The 17,225-nt window shown below is 39.7% G+C and carries 14 protein-coding genes; 5 read left to right on the top strand and 9 right to left on the bottom strand.

The features are described from left to right. Window positions 1–210: 210 nt before the first annotated feature. Entirely contained in the window at window positions 211–1,197 is a 987-nt protein-coding gene (locus Q1R07_RS15385; protein WP_300491970.1) for a choice-of-anchor J domain-containing protein, read from the bottom strand. A 312-nt stretch (window positions 1,198–1,509) separates the two neighbouring features. Here Q1R07_RS15385 and metK point away from each other — a divergent pair, with 312 nt between their 5' ends. Then, entirely contained in the window at window positions 1,510–2,760 is a 1,251-nt protein-coding gene (metK, locus tag Q1R07_RS15380) for a methionine adenosyltransferase (RefSeq protein ID WP_300491967.1), read from the top strand. 89 nt (window positions 2,761–2,849) lie between these two features. On the opposite strand, the gene Q1R07_RS15375 is transcribed toward metK, so the two are convergent. Next, the gene (locus tag Q1R07_RS15375; RefSeq protein ID WP_300491965.1) at window positions 2,850–5,561 is read right to left on the bottom strand and encodes a TonB-dependent receptor; all 2,712 of its coding nucleotides are present in this window, start codon (window positions 5,559–5,561) and stop codon (window positions 2,850–2,852) included. 129 nt (window positions 5,562–5,690) lie between these two features. Next, window positions 5,691–6,524: a GLPGLI family protein gene (locus Q1R07_RS15370; protein ID WP_300491963.1), complete on the bottom strand. Its 834-nt coding sequence runs from the start codon at window positions 6,522–6,524 to the stop codon at window positions 5,691–5,693. A 121-nt stretch (window positions 6,525–6,645) separates the two neighbouring features. Between Q1R07_RS15370 and Q1R07_RS15365 the strand changes: the two genes are divergently transcribed. Together Q1R07_RS15365 and Q1R07_RS15360 are read left to right on the top strand one after the other, a co-directional pair. Then, window positions 6,646–8,058, top strand: a complete 1,413-nt coding sequence (locus Q1R07_RS15365; protein WP_300491961.1) for a HAMP domain-containing sensor histidine kinase — start codon at window positions 6,646–6,648, stop codon at window positions 8,056–8,058. Further along, complete coding sequence (locus Q1R07_RS15360) at window positions 8,048–8,728, top strand: response regulator transcription factor (protein ID WP_300491959.1); 681 nt, start codon at window positions 8,048–8,050, stop codon at window positions 8,726–8,728. The genes Q1R07_RS15365 and Q1R07_RS15360 overlap by 11 nt, the downstream gene beginning before the upstream one ends. 6 nt (window positions 8,729–8,734) lie before the next feature. On the opposite strand, the gene Q1R07_RS15355 is transcribed toward Q1R07_RS15360, so the two are convergent. Continuing rightward, on the bottom strand, window positions 8,735–9,613 hold the full coding sequence (locus Q1R07_RS15355) for a GLPGLI family protein (protein WP_300491957.1): 879 nt from the start codon (window positions 9,611–9,613) through the stop codon (window positions 8,735–8,737). 117 nt (window positions 9,614–9,730) lie between these two features. On the opposite strand from Q1R07_RS15355, the gene Q1R07_RS15350 reads away from it, so the two are divergent. Together Q1R07_RS15350 and Q1R07_RS15345 are read left to right on the top strand one after the other, a co-directional pair. Beyond that, entirely contained in the window at window positions 9,731–10,525 is a 795-nt protein-coding gene (locus tag Q1R07_RS15350; RefSeq protein WP_300491954.1) for a hypothetical protein, read from the top strand. After that, window positions 10,525–11,139: a deoxynucleoside kinase gene (locus Q1R07_RS15345; RefSeq protein WP_136403641.1), complete on the top strand. Its 615-nt coding sequence runs from the start codon at window positions 10,525–10,527 to the stop codon at window positions 11,137–11,139. The genes Q1R07_RS15350 and Q1R07_RS15345 overlap by 1 nt, the downstream gene beginning before the upstream one ends. Before the next feature lie 113 nt (window positions 11,140–11,252). On the opposite strand, the gene Q1R07_RS15340 is transcribed toward Q1R07_RS15345, so the two are convergent. The 5 genes from Q1R07_RS15340 to Q1R07_RS15320 all read right to left on the bottom strand — a co-directional run. After that, window positions 11,253–11,924 carry a copper homeostasis protein CutC gene (locus tag Q1R07_RS15340; RefSeq protein ID WP_300491950.1) on the bottom strand — a complete coding sequence of 224 codons (672 nt, stop codon included), beginning with the start codon at window positions 11,922–11,924 and terminating at the stop codon, window positions 11,253–11,255. A 1-nt stretch (window position 11,925) separates the two neighbouring features. Then, a complete protein-coding gene (locus tag Q1R07_RS15335; protein WP_300491948.1) occupies window positions 11,926–12,924 on the bottom strand; it encodes a N(4)-(beta-N-acetylglucosaminyl)-L-asparaginase in 999 nt (332 codons plus the stop codon). Window positions 12,925–13,047: 123 nt separating this feature from the next. Then, window positions 13,048–13,581, bottom strand: a complete 534-nt coding sequence (locus Q1R07_RS15330; protein ID WP_136403644.1) for an inorganic diphosphatase — start codon at window positions 13,579–13,581, stop codon at window positions 13,048–13,050. 122 nt (window positions 13,582–13,703) lie between these two features. Beyond that, entirely contained in the window at window positions 13,704–16,217 is a 2,514-nt protein-coding gene (locus Q1R07_RS15325) for a DUF5686 and carboxypeptidase-like regulatory domain-containing protein (RefSeq protein WP_300491944.1), read from the bottom strand. A gap of 60 nt (window positions 16,218–16,277) precedes the next feature. Beyond that, window positions 16,278–17,225, bottom strand: a 948-nt coding sequence (locus Q1R07_RS15320) for a pyruvate dehydrogenase complex E1 component subunit beta (protein WP_300491942.1), incomplete at its 5' end; no start/stop codon positions are given.

The following is a 17,225-nucleotide window of genomic DNA, read 5'->3' as shown; positions in this document are numbered from 1 at the left end:
CATTTATCGTACCCGATGCTAATAAAATAAATAAAAACAATTTCATTTTTTATAGTTGTTAAATTTTAGACATGGAGGTAATATCTATATAATTCCAAAGACAATTATATGAATGAATTATTTTTACTTTAAAAAGAATTAAAATTCAATAATAAATAAAAAACCTACCCGAAGGGGTAGGTTTTGCACTAACTTAATAGCGAGTATTGTTTAGTTTTTCAAGAACTTCGATGTAGCAGTTCCTTCATTCGATTGAACCGAAACAAAATAAGCTCCGGCAGTTAAATCAGAAACATTGATCTGAGCTTCTGCCTGTCCTTGTACTGCTACCGATTTTACAATTCTTCCGTTTAAATCTGTAACCTGAATTCCTTTGATTTCCATTCCGTTTTTAGCAGCAATGTTTAACACATCATTAGCTGGGTTCGGGAATACAGAGAAGTTTTTCGCGAAGAAATCCTGAGTTCCCAATGGTCTGTCAACAGAGAACGTGTCAATTCCGATGATATCAGAGTTTGATCCGTTAGGACCACCATTTGTTACAAAATATCTGAAACCGATTTTTACAGCAGTTGGCCCAGTTAATCCAGTTACTGTATACGAATACTGTGTCCAGTTTGTTGGGAAAGAAGTTAAGTTTTGAGTAGGGTTGATTTCTACTAATAAATTGGTAAAATCTCCTACTCCAGTTGGTCCTGTAGATGGGTTTACAGTAGCCGCACCATTTGTACTCATACGTACCTGTAAATTATCCGCATAAGAAGCTGAATTGGTAGCCGAATATTTCCCTAAACGTGTGTAAAATGAAATAACGTCACCGTTTTGTACTGTAACAACCGGAGAAATTAACCAGTTACTAATGGTCGCACCAGACGTCAAAGTACTTGATGTACTGGTAAAGTTTACCAAAGCAAATGTATTAGGCGTTCCGTCCTGTCCGTTGGGAATTGGACAAGTTTGTCCAGTCGTATAGGCCTGAGTCTGGAATGGAGTTGCCTGTACTGTTGCACTTACTACAACCGGAGTATAGCTCGCTACAGTCCATAATGTTGTAGAAGCAGAAGTACTTTGATTGGTTCTTACCCAACCCGCAGTTGTTAAATCAGCCGTTGTACCAGCAAAACCATAATTGTAAAGATTTTGTGCCTGTCCGAAAAGAGGAAGACAGAATAGTAAAGAAAGTAATTTTTTCTTCATGTGAAAGTTTTTTAAGAGTTATAATGCGACGAATGTAATAATTTAATTACATAGCTTAACAATTTGATAATTGTTAAAATCGTAGTTTTCACATTTTAGATGGTTTTCGTTATTTTTTTTTGTTATTTTTCTTTATTTAGAACGAAGTCTTTTATAAATTTGCAAACAAAAAATTTCAAGAGGAAAAATTTGAACTGATTGCAACCTCTTACCGATAGTACTATCGGTATTAAAAAAATGCTAAAGCAGTAGTCACTTCTTTATGCATTTCCTGCAATAATTTTTCCTCGCTTAATCATAAAAATTGAACTTATGGCTTATTTGTTTACGTCAGAATCAGTAAGTGAAGGACATCCGGATAAAATTGCTGATCAGATTTCTGATGCATTAATTGATAACTTTTTAGCTTTCGATCCAGAATCGAAAGTAGCATGTGAAACCCTTGTTACAACCGGACAGGTAATTCTTGCCGGTGAGGTAAAATCGAAAATCTATCTGGATGTGCAACAAATTGCACGTGAGGTGATCAAAAAAATCGGTTATACCAAAAGTGAATATATGTTTGAAGCCAACTCTTGTGGCGTACTTTCGGCTATTCACGAACAATCACAAGACATCAACCAAGGTGTAGACCGTTCCAATAAAGAAGATCAGGGAGCTGGTGACCAAGGAATGATGTTTGGTTATGCAACCAACGAAACCGCAGATTATATGCCATTGGCACTAAATCTTTCTCATAAGTTATTACAGGAGCTTTCCGAATTACGAAGAGAAAATAACGAAATTACGTACTTACGTCCGGATGCTAAATCGCAGGTAACTCTGGAATACGATAACAATAACAAACCGGTACGTATCGACGCTATTGTAATTTCGACGCAACACGATGATTTTGCCGATGAAGCAACCATGCTGGCTAAGATCAAAAAAGATATTATCGAGATTTTAATTCCGCGTATCATTGCGAAAAACCCGCAATATGCACACTTATTTAACGATCAAATCCAGTACCACATTAACCCTACCGGTAAATTCGTTATCGGTGGACCACATGGTGATACCGGATTAACAGGACGAAAAATTATTGTAGATACCTACGGTGGTAAAGGGGCACACGGTGGTGGTGCTTTCTCCGGAAAAGATCCGAGTAAAGTAGACCGAAGTGCGGCGTATGCAACCCGTCATATCGCGAAAAACCTTGTTGCTGCCGGTATTGCCGACGAGATCCTGGTTCAGGTATCGTATGCTATCGGTGTGGCAAAACCAATGGGTATTTATATCAATACCTATGGAACATCGAAAGTAAACCTTACCGATGGTGAAATCGCGAAAAAAGTAGAAAGCATTTTCGATATGCGTCCATACTTTATCGAACAACGTTTAAAACTAAGAAACCCGATTTACAGTGAAACGGCTGCATACGGTCATATGGGAAGAACTCCGGAAACCGTAACCAAAACGTTTATCGCTCCGGGCGGAAAAGAAAAAACCGTTACCGTAGAATTGTTTACATGGGAAAAATTAGACTATGTAGACGCGGTTAAAGAAGCGTTTGGTTTATAGTTGATCATCATATACAAAAAAGGGCTGTCTAAAAAATAGACAGCCCTTTTTTTATTACTTATAACCGGTTTTCACCGGAATAAAAGCCCTTATAAATTGTATTTTAGGCTAAAGATTATATAACGCGGCTGTACCAGATATTGCGAAAAACTACTCGATCCGCCCAACTGATTAAAACTACTATCGTTTAGTGAGGTCGTATTTAATAAATTCGTTGCCGCCAGTTTGTATTCCCACTTACTGTCTTTTTTCTGATACGACAAACTCGCATTCAGGAAATCGTATTCGTTATCGATTGTATTGGCTTTATTGCGGTTGTGATAAAAAGTATAATCCGATGTAAGCGAAAAAGCATCCAAGAAGAAATACTCCAACGTTACCGAAGGACTATCCACAAAAAACGTATCACTATAGAAATCATTTTTTGTAAATCCGTAGCCCAATTCCAGATTCGGAAGCTTTTTAAAATTCGTGGAAAACTTTACATTATAATTCTGAGTATACGAATCGGTTGTCTGAATTTCCTCTACGCCATTCTGAAACACCCGGATATTGTTGTTTTTACTCCAGTTAAAATTTCCACCGATCGATGCTTTATAATAACGCAGGAACGAACGACCGTAATTCGCATTGGCTGTAAAACTTTCGTCCGCAAAAGCCGATTGCATATTCACCGAAGACGATACCTGATTTACGCCGTCGAAAAGGGCTTTCGATTTTACGCCATCCGTTTGTTTGGTATAGGTAATGTTCGCAAAAATATTTTCGAAATTAAACATGTTGTATTTAAAATAGCGCAGACTGTGTACCTGAGACAACGAATTTTCCAATGTTCTGTTTCCGCTAAACAAACTGTTATAGTTTGAAAACACATAACCTTCGGCCAGTTTGTTGATATCGGTAAAATTATTCGTCAGGGAAAAATTGTACGTCAGCGTTTCCGATTTTTTGATCTGGTATAGGGCGTAAAAATCCGGTAATACGCGAACAAAATTGTTTTTAAATTCCGATTGTAACTGTTCGTTATTCATCGTATAGCTATGCAAGCTAAAGCCCGGATTAAACGTAAACTTCCCGGTAATAAATTTGTAATGTAAACCTAAGAAGACGTCATTAAACGTATAATCCACGTCATTGTTATTCTGCGGATCGTTTAGATCGTTGGTATTTCCATTGTCCAGAATCTGGAAGATATGTGAATTAAAACGCTGGTTTGAAAAGGTATTTCCAACGGTCACATTGATATTACTTTTCGGCGTAAGCATATAGTAATAATCGAATTTAGCATCCAATTTATTGGTTTTTACAAAACGATTTTGTGTCAGATCATTTCGGTTTTGTCCCACCACATAACCCGGCAACTGAAACGGTTGCAATTGCAGATTGGCATTATAAAACGGATCTTCTTCCTGATACAAATGTTGCATTTCGAACGCAAATACGTTTTTCGCGTTTAGCGTATAATAGTAATTCAGGTTCTGACTAATTGAAAATGGTTTTTGTTTTTTATTGGTATAGATATCGTCCAGCAAGCTCGAGTAAACACTATTCGTTTCTTTTTGATCCGAAACCTTGATAAACGCATCATAATCAAAATGCACTTTGTCCGACGGTACATAACTGGAACTCAATTTAAACAAGCCCAGATTGGTTTTTTGTCGGGTAAGATCCTGGCGATCTTCGGTAACCGTAGCGGTAGTTCCATCCGGCAGATTATCGGTTCGCACCGTTCTCGAATTGGTTTCAAGGTCGGTTTTACTGGCTGAAAAGATACCAAATCCGCTCAATGTCCAGGCTTTCGACGGATTATAGCTAAAATTGGCCGCGCCAAATTGCGTGTCGATTTCTTTTGCCCGGTTGTTTCGTAGTCCTAAGATCGACAAATCGTTTGACGTCACGTTAAATGAAGTTCCGCCTTTTCGCATCATGTTTTTAAAACCACCCGAAAATTTAAAATAATCCTGCATCGTTAGTGGCAATTCCCCGATATTATTCAGATTTCCGATCACATTGATACTGTATTTCGGATTGTAATAAAACAATTTCGGATTTACGATATGTCGGTCTTCTTTATGTCCTACGCCAATTCCGGCCAACATTTCCCCAAACCAGAAATTTTTCTTTCCTTCTTTCAGTTTGATATTTAGCGCTACGTTTTCTTCATTATTTTCCAGTCCTTTCAGATTGGACACTTCGTTATAATTCCGCAATACCTGAATTTTATCCAAAGCATCCGCCGGGATATTTTTGGTCGCGATTTTCGTATCGCCGTCAAAAAAATCTTTCCCTTCCACCATTACCTTTTGCACTTTTTTCCCTTCCACCTCGATCTCACCATCGGCATTCACCTCAACACCCGGAAGTTTTTTCAGGACATCACCCAGTTTTTTTTCGGTACCGTTTTTAAACGAATCGGCATTATATACAATCGTATCACCTTTGATCGTTACTGGCATTTCTTTTACAATTTGTACGCCCTGCAAATCGATTCCTTCGTGAAGATTTATCGTTTTACTGATATTGGTCGTTCCGGTTTTCAGATCGGCTTCATAAGCCGAATAGCCGATATAACTGGCTTTAATGGTATAGTTGGCATTCGCTTTAAGCGACATTTGAAACTTTCCCGCATCGTTAGTGATCGCATAGGCATCCATGGCTTTGGTGTCTTTGTTGATCGCCATAATGTTTGCCATTTCCAACGGTGCGCCCAACGTATCTTTGATCACGCCTTCGTAACGGATATTCTGGGAAAAAGCTGTTAGCGACAGCAGGCAAAATAATAGGTGTAGATATTTCTTCATTACAAGGGTTTTATTTTCTTTTTGAGCATTACATTCCAATAAGACTCCGAAAATTGAATTTGGTTCAATCTTTATAGACGTTTTTTTTTATTTTTTGTTACGAAAATGGTACACTATTTCATTTTCCGATTAACCGCCGATACGGATTACGGTTCGTCCTTTTTCATTTTTATTCATTTCCATATTCTCTTCTGCCTTTTTGCGAAGAGTTTCGTCGTACTCTTTTTGCGTCACCACTTTGCCTTTGGTCGGTTCTTTGATCACTGTTTTCTCTTTCGGGTTTAAAACAATTTTAGAGCACAATATCGTGGTGTCGCCATCATTCACTTCCAGAATCAATCCCGGCAATCCCCAATAATTATCCGGCCCCTGACTTACCGGGATATCCGGCGTATACCAGGCCGTAATACGGATTTCTTTTGGTGCGCTTTCGTCAATATTCAATACTGATTTTTTATCTTTTGGAGTCGGCTCCAACGTTCTTTTCCGAATGGCTGTCGCTTTATAACAGGTATAATCGCCAATCATTTTTGTCTCCGATCCCATTTCCCATTTCCAGTCTGGCAACGTATCTTTAATCAGGAATTCTTTTCCGAAGATATCATTTTCTTCCACATAACGTTTCTCTTTTACGCTCTTATATAAAAGTCCGCCGCTACTCGATATTCGCACCCGAACACCCGGACCGGATGCCGTCAGCGGATTATCCAGTTTTTGTTCTTCTTTGTACAGCGATGTGGTTTTATCGAAATCCAGCACAAAGGTTTTCTCCATGCTTTTTTTGAATTGCGCCATCAGGTTTTGTTGCATTTCGGGCGTCATGGCATTTCCTTCCACTTTTAATTTCGACATATCCCGTTTTGATTCATACGTTGCTTTTCCGCTAAAGCTTTGTTGGGCGATACTTTCTCCTTTACAAAACAAAAGGAAGAATACCATTACGGCGGTAATACTGTTTTTCATACTGTTATTTTTAGTAATTTCCTGTTACAAATGTATTTTGACGAATCTTAATCGGATTGTAATGAGTGTTAACGAGTGTTAACGCTAAAAAAGCAAACCGAACAGTTACTACTTTTGACAGATGAAATCATTTTTCCGGAACCATATTATCTATTGGGTCACCTTTACGGTACTGATTACCGTTGGGATACAGATCTATTGGAACATCACCAACTACCGGACCAACAAACAACGTTTGATCAATACGATTCAGATCGCCTTCGATAATGGAATTGACAGCTATTACAGTGACAAAGCCAAATCGAACATCACCTCTCGCGATACGATAAACTTCGCTTCTCCTGCGGATATGCCTGCTTCAGACCCTAAAAAAGAGGTACAGGTATACCGGACCGAAATCAAACGCTATACGTCCAAAGACAAAAAAAACAGGCGGTTTATGTTTAAATACACCTCCGACGAAACCAATCCTTCCGTTTCCGAAATTAAAAACATACAGGTACTTGCCCAGAAAATCATCATTGCCGTACGTCAGGATAGTATCGATCTTCCTAAAATGGCGACCTATCTCGATCGGGAATTTGCCCGGAAACAACTTGACTTTAAATACGGGCTTTTATACTCGCGGAACCATCGCACGGTATCCGAATACCAAAACCCGGGTGACAAACAGTATCGTTTTACCACGACATCCAAATCGTCTTACCTGCCACAAGACGGTAAGTTGGAATTATTTTTTCCGGATATCTTTTTTAAAACCTTAAAAGAAGGCCTTGCCGGTATTCTATTGTCGCTAATTTTATCGTTGTGTATCATCTTCTCCCTTTTTTATTTGTTGTACATCATCCGGAAACAAAAACAACTGGCCGTCATCAAAAATGATTTTATCAGTAATGTTTCCCACGAACTCAAAACACCGATTGCCGTCGTCACCAGTGCGTTGGAAGGGATCGAAAAATTCAATACCGACAACGAGCCGGAAAAGACCAAAAAATACCTGGCCATTTCCAATCAGCATTTGGCCAAACTGCATCAGATTGTAGAAAAAATACTGGAGACTTCCATTTTGGAAAGTGATCAGTTACAACTGCAAAAAGAAGCTACCGATCTTACGGAACTGATACGCCATAGTATCGAAAAAATACAAATCAACACTGAAAAAACGATAGTATTTAACCCACCACAGTCGGTGATCATGGCCGCTGTTGACGTATTTCATTTTGAAAATGTGATTAACAATTTAATTGACAACGCGATTAAATATGGCGGTGATCGGATTACAATCGACCTGAATACAACCGATGGAAAAGTAATCCTTACCGTTAGTGATACGGGTTCCGGAATTGAAAAATCGCAGCGTCAGAAGATTTTCGACAAATTTTACCGCGTTCCGAATCATAACCGCCACGACGAAAAAGGTTTTGGAATCGGTTTGTATTATGCCCGGACCATTATTGTAAAACACGGTGGTACACTGGAACTGACTCCCGATATACAAACCACTTTTAAAATCACTTTGCCCTATGAATCCTAAGATCACGATATTATTAGCGGAAGACGAAGCGACACTTGGATTGATCATCAAAGAAAGTCTGGAAACCCGTGATTTTATAGTCACCCATTGTTTAAACGGAGAGGATGCTTATCAAGCCTTTATAACCGAAAAACCGGATGCAGTGGTATTGGATATTATGATGCCAAAAAAAGATGGCTTTACGCTGGCACAGGAAATTCGGAAAACCGACAAAACCACGCCCTTATTGTTTTTAAGTGCCAAATCGCAGGTACAGGATGTAGTGGACGGATTCCATTATGGCGGAAACGATTATATCAAAAAGCCGTTTAGCATGGAAGAACTCATCGTACGAATTCATGCTTTACTGGGACGGATTTCCCGTCAGAATGCCGACGACGAAAATCGTATTGGTTCCTACGATTTTAATTACAACAAGCAAATGTTATCCTACGAAGAGCAGGCTCATTTCCTTACCCATCGGGAAGCATTGGTTTTAAAACTGCTGTTGGAAAACAAAAATGAAATCCTCGACAAATCGGCTGCTTTACTGCGAATCTGGGGAAAAGACGACTTTTTTAACGGTCGGAGTATGGATGTATTTATTTCAAAACTGCGCAAAAAATTAGCCTCCGACCCTTCCATTCAAATCATCAATGTAAGAGGCAGAGGCTATAAACTTATTTGTTAGCAGGAATTAACGGCCGAATCGCATTTGCTGTCCACGACCAGGACCTTGACCGCCATTCATTTCGCGCATTTCTTCCATTTTTTTCACTACGATATCGTCGTATTCTTTTTGTTTTACGACTTTCCCGTTTTTAGGTGCTTTGATTTCCACTTTCTCTTTGGCATTCATCACCACTTTAGAACATACAATCACCGTACGACCATCGTTCACTTCCAGAATCAGTCCGGGTAAACCCCAATAACTTTCCGGCCCCTGACTTACCGGGATATCCGGCGTATACCAGGCGGTTATCGTGATCTCTTTCGGCATTTCGAAATCGTCCATAAAGTTGGTTGTTTTTTCTTTTTTAGGCTCTTCTTTTTTATCACCGTCTTTTTTTCGTCTGAAATTACGGAAATCCGACTGACTTACCGGTTTTACAGCCGTTGCTTTAAAACAGTTATAATCGCCAATTCTTCGGGTTTCTCCTTCCAGTTTCCAGTTTAATTTTGGTAGCGAGTCATTGATCAAAAATTCTTTTCCCATAAACTCTTTGTCTACGGTATAGGTTTTATCTTTAATGTTTTTATAATAGGTTCCACCGGCGCCCATCATCGAATTCATCATTCGTCCGCCAGGTCCCTGCTGTCCCGGAGCATCAAGCTTTTCTTCTTCTTTATAAATCGAAGCCGATTTGTCGAAATTCATCACAAAGGTTTTTTCCAGCATTTTTTTCATACGCTCCTGAATCATTTTCTGCATCTCCGGCGTAATGCCATTCCCCTCCATTTTAAATTCCGGAGCCGTTGTTTTTGACTCATAAACGGCCATACCCTGGAAATTTTGGGCCATAGCCGAGACAGCAAAACCTAAAAATGCTATCCCTGTCAGTATTGTTTTTTTCATCTTGTTGTTTTTGTTTGGCTTTTGAATAAGACTTTTAAAGTCCCGTTTTGTTACAAGTTGTACTTAATTTTATATAAGACACTTTATATTATAAAAGGTTTATTTGTAATTTGCGGCATGATGCAGAAAATTGTCTTTTTCCTGATTCTTATTACCGGTCTTCAGACTCGTGCTCAAACAAAGGATATCCGTCCGGTATTGCTGTCGTCTGCACCAACGGAAAGTGCCCTTTTTATTGGAAACGATCCGTTTGGAAATACCTATACCATCAAAGACAATGAATTCCGAAAAACCAACCGAAACCAGCAATTTCAGTACCGAAATCTTTCGTTTGGCACTCTCAAACAAGTCGATCTTCAAAACCCATTGCAACTGGTGTTGTATTACAAGACTTTTAATGCTGCGGTTTTACTCGACAACCAGTTAAACGAAATACAAAAGATCAATTTTTCCGAAACCAATCCGGAACTGTTCCCGCAAGCTGTGAGTCTGGCTTCGCAAAATCGGTTGTGGTTATTTGACCTGAATTCGCAAAAACTGGGACTATACGATATTTTTAAAAACACGTTTACTCCGATTTCAACGCCAATTAAAGATGCGATACAACAATACCAATCGGATTACAACTATTTTTACTGGGTTGACATCCGAAATAATTGCTACGCGTCTACCATTTTCGGAAAAATTAGTTTCCTCGGACAGGTTCCGACATTTGATCAACTACAATTTATTTCACCAAAGCAGATTCTCTTTCAAAAAGACAACCGCTTGTTTCTTTATGACTTAGAAAATGCGGCTACTATAAATATAGTAGTACCCGAAAAAAGCCTTGAAAGTTTTTATTATAAAGAGCAAATTTTAGCTACTTTTACCAATAACGAAATCAGAAATTATAAAATTACTTTACCATAATGCATATAGCTGTAGCAGGAAACATTGGTGCTGGAAAAACGACATTAACCCGACTTTTGGCCAAACATTTCAAATGGGAACCGCATTTTGAAGATGTGGTTGACAATCCCTATCTGGACGATTTTTACCATCAGATGGACCGTTGGTCTTTTAACCTTCAGATTTACTTCCTGAATAGCCGTTTCCGACAAATATTACAGATTCGCGAAAGCGGAAAAAAGATTATTCAGGACAGAACGATTTATGAGGATGCTCATATTTTTGCGCCCAATTTGCATGCAATGGGATTGATGACCAACCGTGACTTTAGTAATTATACGTCGCTTTTCGAGTTGATGGAAGGTTTGGTCGCACCACCGGATTTATTGATCTATCTGCGTAGCTCGATCCCTAATCTGGTTTCTCAGATTCACAAAAGAGGTCGGGAATATGAAAACACAATTTCCATTGATTATTTAAGCCGACTTAACGAACGTTATGAAGCCTGGATTCAGACGTATACCAAAGGGAAATTACTGATCATCGATGTAGACAATATCAACTTTGTGGACAACCCGGAAGATTTAGGAAATATCATTAACCGTATTGATGCTGAGATCAACGGATTATTTTAAAACAGATAAGGCTACCAAATGGTAGCCTTTATTTTTATACGGTTCAGTTTTAGACCTGACAGGTTTTATAGTTTTAGACCTGACAGGTTTTGGAAACCTGTCAGGTCTGATTCTCAAAACAGTAAATTCTTTTTTAAAGCTTTTACCTCATCAATAGCGGCGATTCCACTGGTATCGTTTATCGCTGACGAATGGTAAAATCCGGCATTGGTTCGCGTCGCAATTCTGAAAATATTCGTCGATCGCAATCCGCCTCCGGGCATAATGGCAATGCGTTTTCCGGCATAGGCAACCAACTCCATCAATGTTCGTTCCCCCTCATCCACATTAGGCTGTCCACCGGACGTAAGAATAGTCGAAAAACCACAGAACACCAAATCGTCTATTGCCTGTTCCAAATCCGGAATTTCGTCAAATGCGCGGTGAAACGTACATGGCAGCGGACTTGCCAATTGTACCAGTTCCGTATTTTCTTTAATCGCAACGGCATTCTCCTGATCCAACACACCAAAAACAAACCCTTTTACCGGGAGTGTTTTTATCCGTAGGATATCGGCTTTCATCTGTTCCAATTCCTCCGGAGTATACTGAAAATCTCCCCCTCTTGGGCGAATCATCACATATATATCGATCTTTATCCGATTACAGGCTTCGCGAAGCATTTCGAAACCGGGTGTCGTGCCACCCAAAAGTTGGTTTTCACATAATTCAATACGATCGGCGCCACCCTGTTCGGCAATTACCGCCGATTCCAGATTAAAGCAGGCTATTTCCAGTTGTTTCATCTTATTTTAAAAAGTAATTGGCATCGAGTAAGTTGTTTCCGGTTTCATCGTATTTCGCATAGTTAAATCCCTTTTGAATACAATAGGCACCGTGTTCGCCTTTTTTATTGAGAGCAATAAATCCGACCTGAATATCGTTTAGATTTTTATTCCGGTATTTCGTGAGTTTGATGATCCGATTTACGGCTTCCTCACAGGCTTTTTGCGGCGATTTCCCCTGTCGCATTAACTCTACCACCAAATGGCAACCCGCAATACGGATAACCTCTTCCCCATGACCGGTGGCGGTTGCTGCGCCGATTTCATTATCGACATACAAACCCGCGCCGATTATAGGCGAATCGCCTACTCTACCATGCATTTTATAAGCCATTCCGCTGGTTGTACAGGCACCGGAAAGATTGCCGTTTGCATCCATTGCAATCATCCCGATCGTATCGTGGTTTTCGATATTTACAAGCGGTTTATAGTTACTGCTTTCCAGCCATTCCCGCCATTCTTTTTCGGACGTTTCCGTTAGCAGGTTTTCTTTCTCATGTCCTTGTAAAAGTGCAAACTGAAATGCTCCTTCGCCAACCAACATCACATGTGGTGTTTTTTCCATTACCGCCCGTGCCACCGAAATCGGATGTTTGATATGCTCCAGACAGGCTACAGATCCGATATTGGAATATTCATCCATAATACAAGCATCGAGCGTTACGCGTCCATCGCGATCCGGACGTCCGCCATAACCGACACTTCTTTCATTAGGATCACCTTCGGGAACGCGAACACCGGCTTCGACAGCATCGAGTGCGCGACCTTTATTTTTCAGAATTTCCCAGGCGGCTTCATTAGCCGGAATTCCAAAACGCCAGGTCGAAAGTACGATTGGTTTGCGAATCGCCCCTTTGGGAACCAATGTCGTTTCCGTATCCTCTTTTTTTCCGAATGCATTTAACGCCACAGCCACCGAAGCGATCGCTGTTGTTTTGATAAAGTTTCTTCTGTTTGCCATATTTACGATACCGGTTATCTTTAAACAACAAAACACAAACCTGTGTTTCGTTTGTGTTTATAATGCTGTTAAAGTTACTTAAAATCCATAAAAAAAGCCTCATGATACATGAGGCTTTTGATATTATAATTTAATCGAATAGCTGTCTTTTTTTGCCTGATCCAATTCCTGGAAACGTTTTGCACATTCTTCGATCATGGCTTGTGCTTCTTTCACATCGCCCCATCCCTGTACATCAACCTGTTTGTTTTCAAGATCTTTGTACACTTGGAAGAAATGCTCGATTTCTTTGATTGTATGAATATTGATATCGGAGATATCGTTTAATTTATTCATAATCGGATCGGATACCGGTACACAAACGATTTTCTCATCCGGACCTTTATCATCTGCCATTTTAAAAACAGCAATTGGTTTTACCTCAACCAAACATCCCGGAACAGAAGGCTCCGTAAACAATACCAAAACATCAAGCGGATCACCGTCCAAAGCTAAAGTTTCAGGAATAAATCCGTAATCAGCCGGGTAAAACATGGCCGAATATAACATTCTGTCAAAACGGATTCTCTTTTGTTCAAAATCGTATTCGTATTTATTTCTGCTTCCTCTTGGGATTTCGATAAACGCATCGAATGATTCAATAGTAAGTGTACTCATTTTTATACTTTTTGTTCTAAATTAAGCGACTGCAAAGGTATAATAAAATTGATTTTTCACAAGTTTAATTCCATTTAATGCATTGCTTTTGATATGCTTTAGCTTAAATTCTTACAATTCTACTAGAATTCCGGGATAAAGCCGAAACGCACTCCGAAGCCCGGCGATTGTTTTCCATTAACGGCAGTAAAATCGTTTCTCCAGATAAAGTCCACCCGGAATGGTCGGAAGTTTCCGTAACCGATATTTTCAAATCCGAATCCATATTCGCTATACACTTTATCCGACGGTGCCTGATAGGCAATAAACGAACGGTTCATATCGATATTTTTCTGAGAGATACTACCGTAAGCAAATCGGTAAAAAATCAAACTTCTCCATTTTAGCTTTTTGAGCAACGGAATACGGTTCATGATAAGCCCGTTGAAATGATGTTCAAAATGAGCGGCCAGATAGGTATCGGTCACAAAATCATAATAGTTTAGCAAGGAGAACGAATTCGGCACTACGGAAAACGTCTGGTCGGCAGTAATCGGGTTTAGCAACGGTAACGGAACTGCATCAAATACTTTTCCGAACTCCACATTGGTTTTTAAGGTTCCGAAATTACTCAGGAAGATCGGTTTGTTCACCGACATCTGAATTTTGTTATAGTCAAAATCACCCCCAAAAACACCTTTATTACCGCGGATGTATTTTAAGATGATCGTAGGATATAAGGTTGTTCCCAATTTCTGATCCACACCAAAACCGTATACATATCGGCCCGGCGTATAGATTAGGGATATATTACTAGTATAATCCGTTAGTCCGGTTTGTGTTAATCCGGTTTGCGGATCGGCATAATCGATAGAAAAATGTTCCGGATCGGCTGCTTTGATTTGTTGGCGAACGGAAGAAACATTCATGTGCAAATTATTACTAAATGCAAAATCAAAATTAACCGAAGTTCGTTTTACCCGTGACAGGAAGTAATTTTCCCCACGTCCGATGATCACATTTGTATTCAGGTTTTTCGGCAATAATTCATCCGTTTCGATCAATTTACCACCCAATTGCAGGTTATCATCCAAATGAGAAGCTCCCACCACGATACGCGGTTTAAAGCTCAACAGGTATTTGGCTTCTGCTCCGTATTTAAACTTTTTATCTTTGGTTCCATAGGCACCATAAACCATCGCGCGGAAACGATCGTTATCGGTTTTGTACGTTCGAAAACCGGCTCTGATTCGTAGTCCTTCCACATTATTATTGGTAAAAAGCTGCCATAAATATCCGATCTGAACTCCATCAAACAAGCCCATATAGCCCGACGACAATACCGTGATAATATCGGTAACACTCCGCACTTTTTTATTCGATTTTAAATCCTGGATTACCTTACGTGTTTCTTCGGTTTTGAGTTCGGAAGCCCGTAGTGACTTCCAGTATTGATCTTCTTTATCAAACTGATCGCCTCGGGTCTGGATAATCTTACCATCGTAGAACGCATCGTCTTTTGGCTGATTGAGGACATAATCACTATAAACGAGATTCTTTTTTACATAGAATCCTTTTTCATCGTCGCTTTTTGTGAACAACGTAAAATCGCCTTCATAATAATCCCGGGTTGGCAAATACATCGTATCATTAACCGTTTCGAAGTACTTTTCGAAATACAGATTTCGCACCAGACTCAGGTTAATATTTTTATTGGTACGCATTGAAATTTCGGTCAATGCAAAGTTTTTATCGGTTACTTTAAAACTTCCTTCAAAAACCAGGTCGGCCGATTCTCTTGGGAAGAAATAAATATGGTATGTTTTTTTTCCGCCTTCAACGATACTATCTTTTAACAGGTATTCGTAAACGCCATATCCACGGGTAGAAATCGGACTCACAAACGCTTTGTTCAGAATCACAATATCGTCTTCATATACATCAATCGTCGTAAAAGTATTACTGATCCGGTCGAAGATAAATCCGCGCTGATTTAGCCCGGTATTACGTTCGGCTTCCATATCGATTCGCTCCTTATTGAGGAGGTTGTTCCCATATACATGTTCGTTGGTTTCTTTCATGTATACCGGTACGATAAATTTATTCTGTCGACGTTCTTCTTTTACGATTGCCGCCACGGAATCATAGCCGCTTCCTACAATTTTTCGCAGGAAAACACTGTCAAGATTACTTAATCCAAGGCTTACCGAAGAATAACGTTCATAATCATAGGCTTTTGCCAGTTTTACACCATTTTTCTTTTTATTCGCCCAAATCCCCTGTAAGATACGATAGGCTGGATTTTCCTTTTTGGACAAGTGCTTTTTAGGTTTGTTCACAATGAGTACTTCCTGCAACTCCTGTCCTATCGTCAGTTTGACTTTTAAGTTTTCGGTTACGTCATTTTTCAGGACAACCTCCTGATTCGTATATCCTACAAAAGAGGCTACCAATACTTTTTGGGTGGTATCCGACGACAAGGTAAACTTCCCGTTTTCGTTGGTTGTAACACCAATTGTAGTTCCTTTAAAATAGACACTCGCAAACGGCATCGGTTCGTTCATTTCGTCGTAAACCGTACCGGTCACCTTGGTCTGTGCCTGTAATCCAATGGAAAAGATAAAAATTAAATATAGTGCGTAAGATAATTTCCTCATAAGCAAAAAAAAAGCTTCATCTGTTTTACAGATGAAGCTTCAAATATAAATTATATTTTCTTATTTATAGGTAACTTTCTTCACTGCTTTTACAACATCAGCTGCATTAGGCAACCATTCTTTTAAAAGCACAGGAGAATACGGTGCCGGTGTATCGGCTGTAGTAATTCTCTGAATAGGAGCATCCAAATAATCGAATGCTTTTTCCTGAACCATATAGGTAATTTCCGAAGCCACACTACCAAACGGCCATGCTTCTTCCAACACTACCAAACGGTTGGTTTTTTTAACCGATTTCAGGATCGATTCGTAATCCATCGGACGAACGGTTCTTAAATCGATAATCTCACAAGAGATACCTTCTTTAGCCAATTCGTCAGCAGCGATATACGCTTCTTTGATAATTTTACCAAATGAAACAATCGTCACGTCGGTTCCTTCGCGTTTAATTTCAGCCACTCCCAATGGGATAGTATATTCTCCTTCCGGCACTTCACCTTTATCACCGTACATTTGTTCGGATTCCATAAAGATTACCGGATCGTTATCACGGATTGCCGATTTTAATAATCCTTTTGCATCGTATGGATTGGAAGGCACCACTACTTTTAATCCCGGAGTATTGGCAAACCAGTTTTCGAAAGCCTGTGAGTGCGTTGCTGCCAATTGACCGGCAGAAGCTGTAGGACCACGGAATACGATAGGCATTGAGAATTGTCCGGCAGACATCTGACGCATTTTTGCAGCGTTGTTGATGATCTGGTCAATTCCCACCAATGAAAAGTTAAACGTCATGAATTCCACAATCGGGCGGTTACCATTCATAGCAGAACCCACCGCGATTCCGGCAAAACCTAGTTCGGCGATAGGCGTATCGATAACTCGTTTCGGACCAAACTCATCCAACATTCCTTTGGAAGCTTTATAGGCTCCGTTATATTCGGCTACCTCTTCACCCATTAAATATATCGATTCGTCGCGACGCATTTCTTCGCTCATCGCTTCACA

Origin of the sequence: Flavobacterium sp. (assembly GCF_030146175.1) — a bacterium.
Taxonomy (GTDB): Bacteria; Bacteroidota; Bacteroidia; order Flavobacteriales; family Flavobacteriaceae; genus Flavobacterium.
The sequence above is the reverse complement of the archived record's forward strand: the minus strand, read 5'-3'. Positions and strand labels throughout refer to the sequence as shown.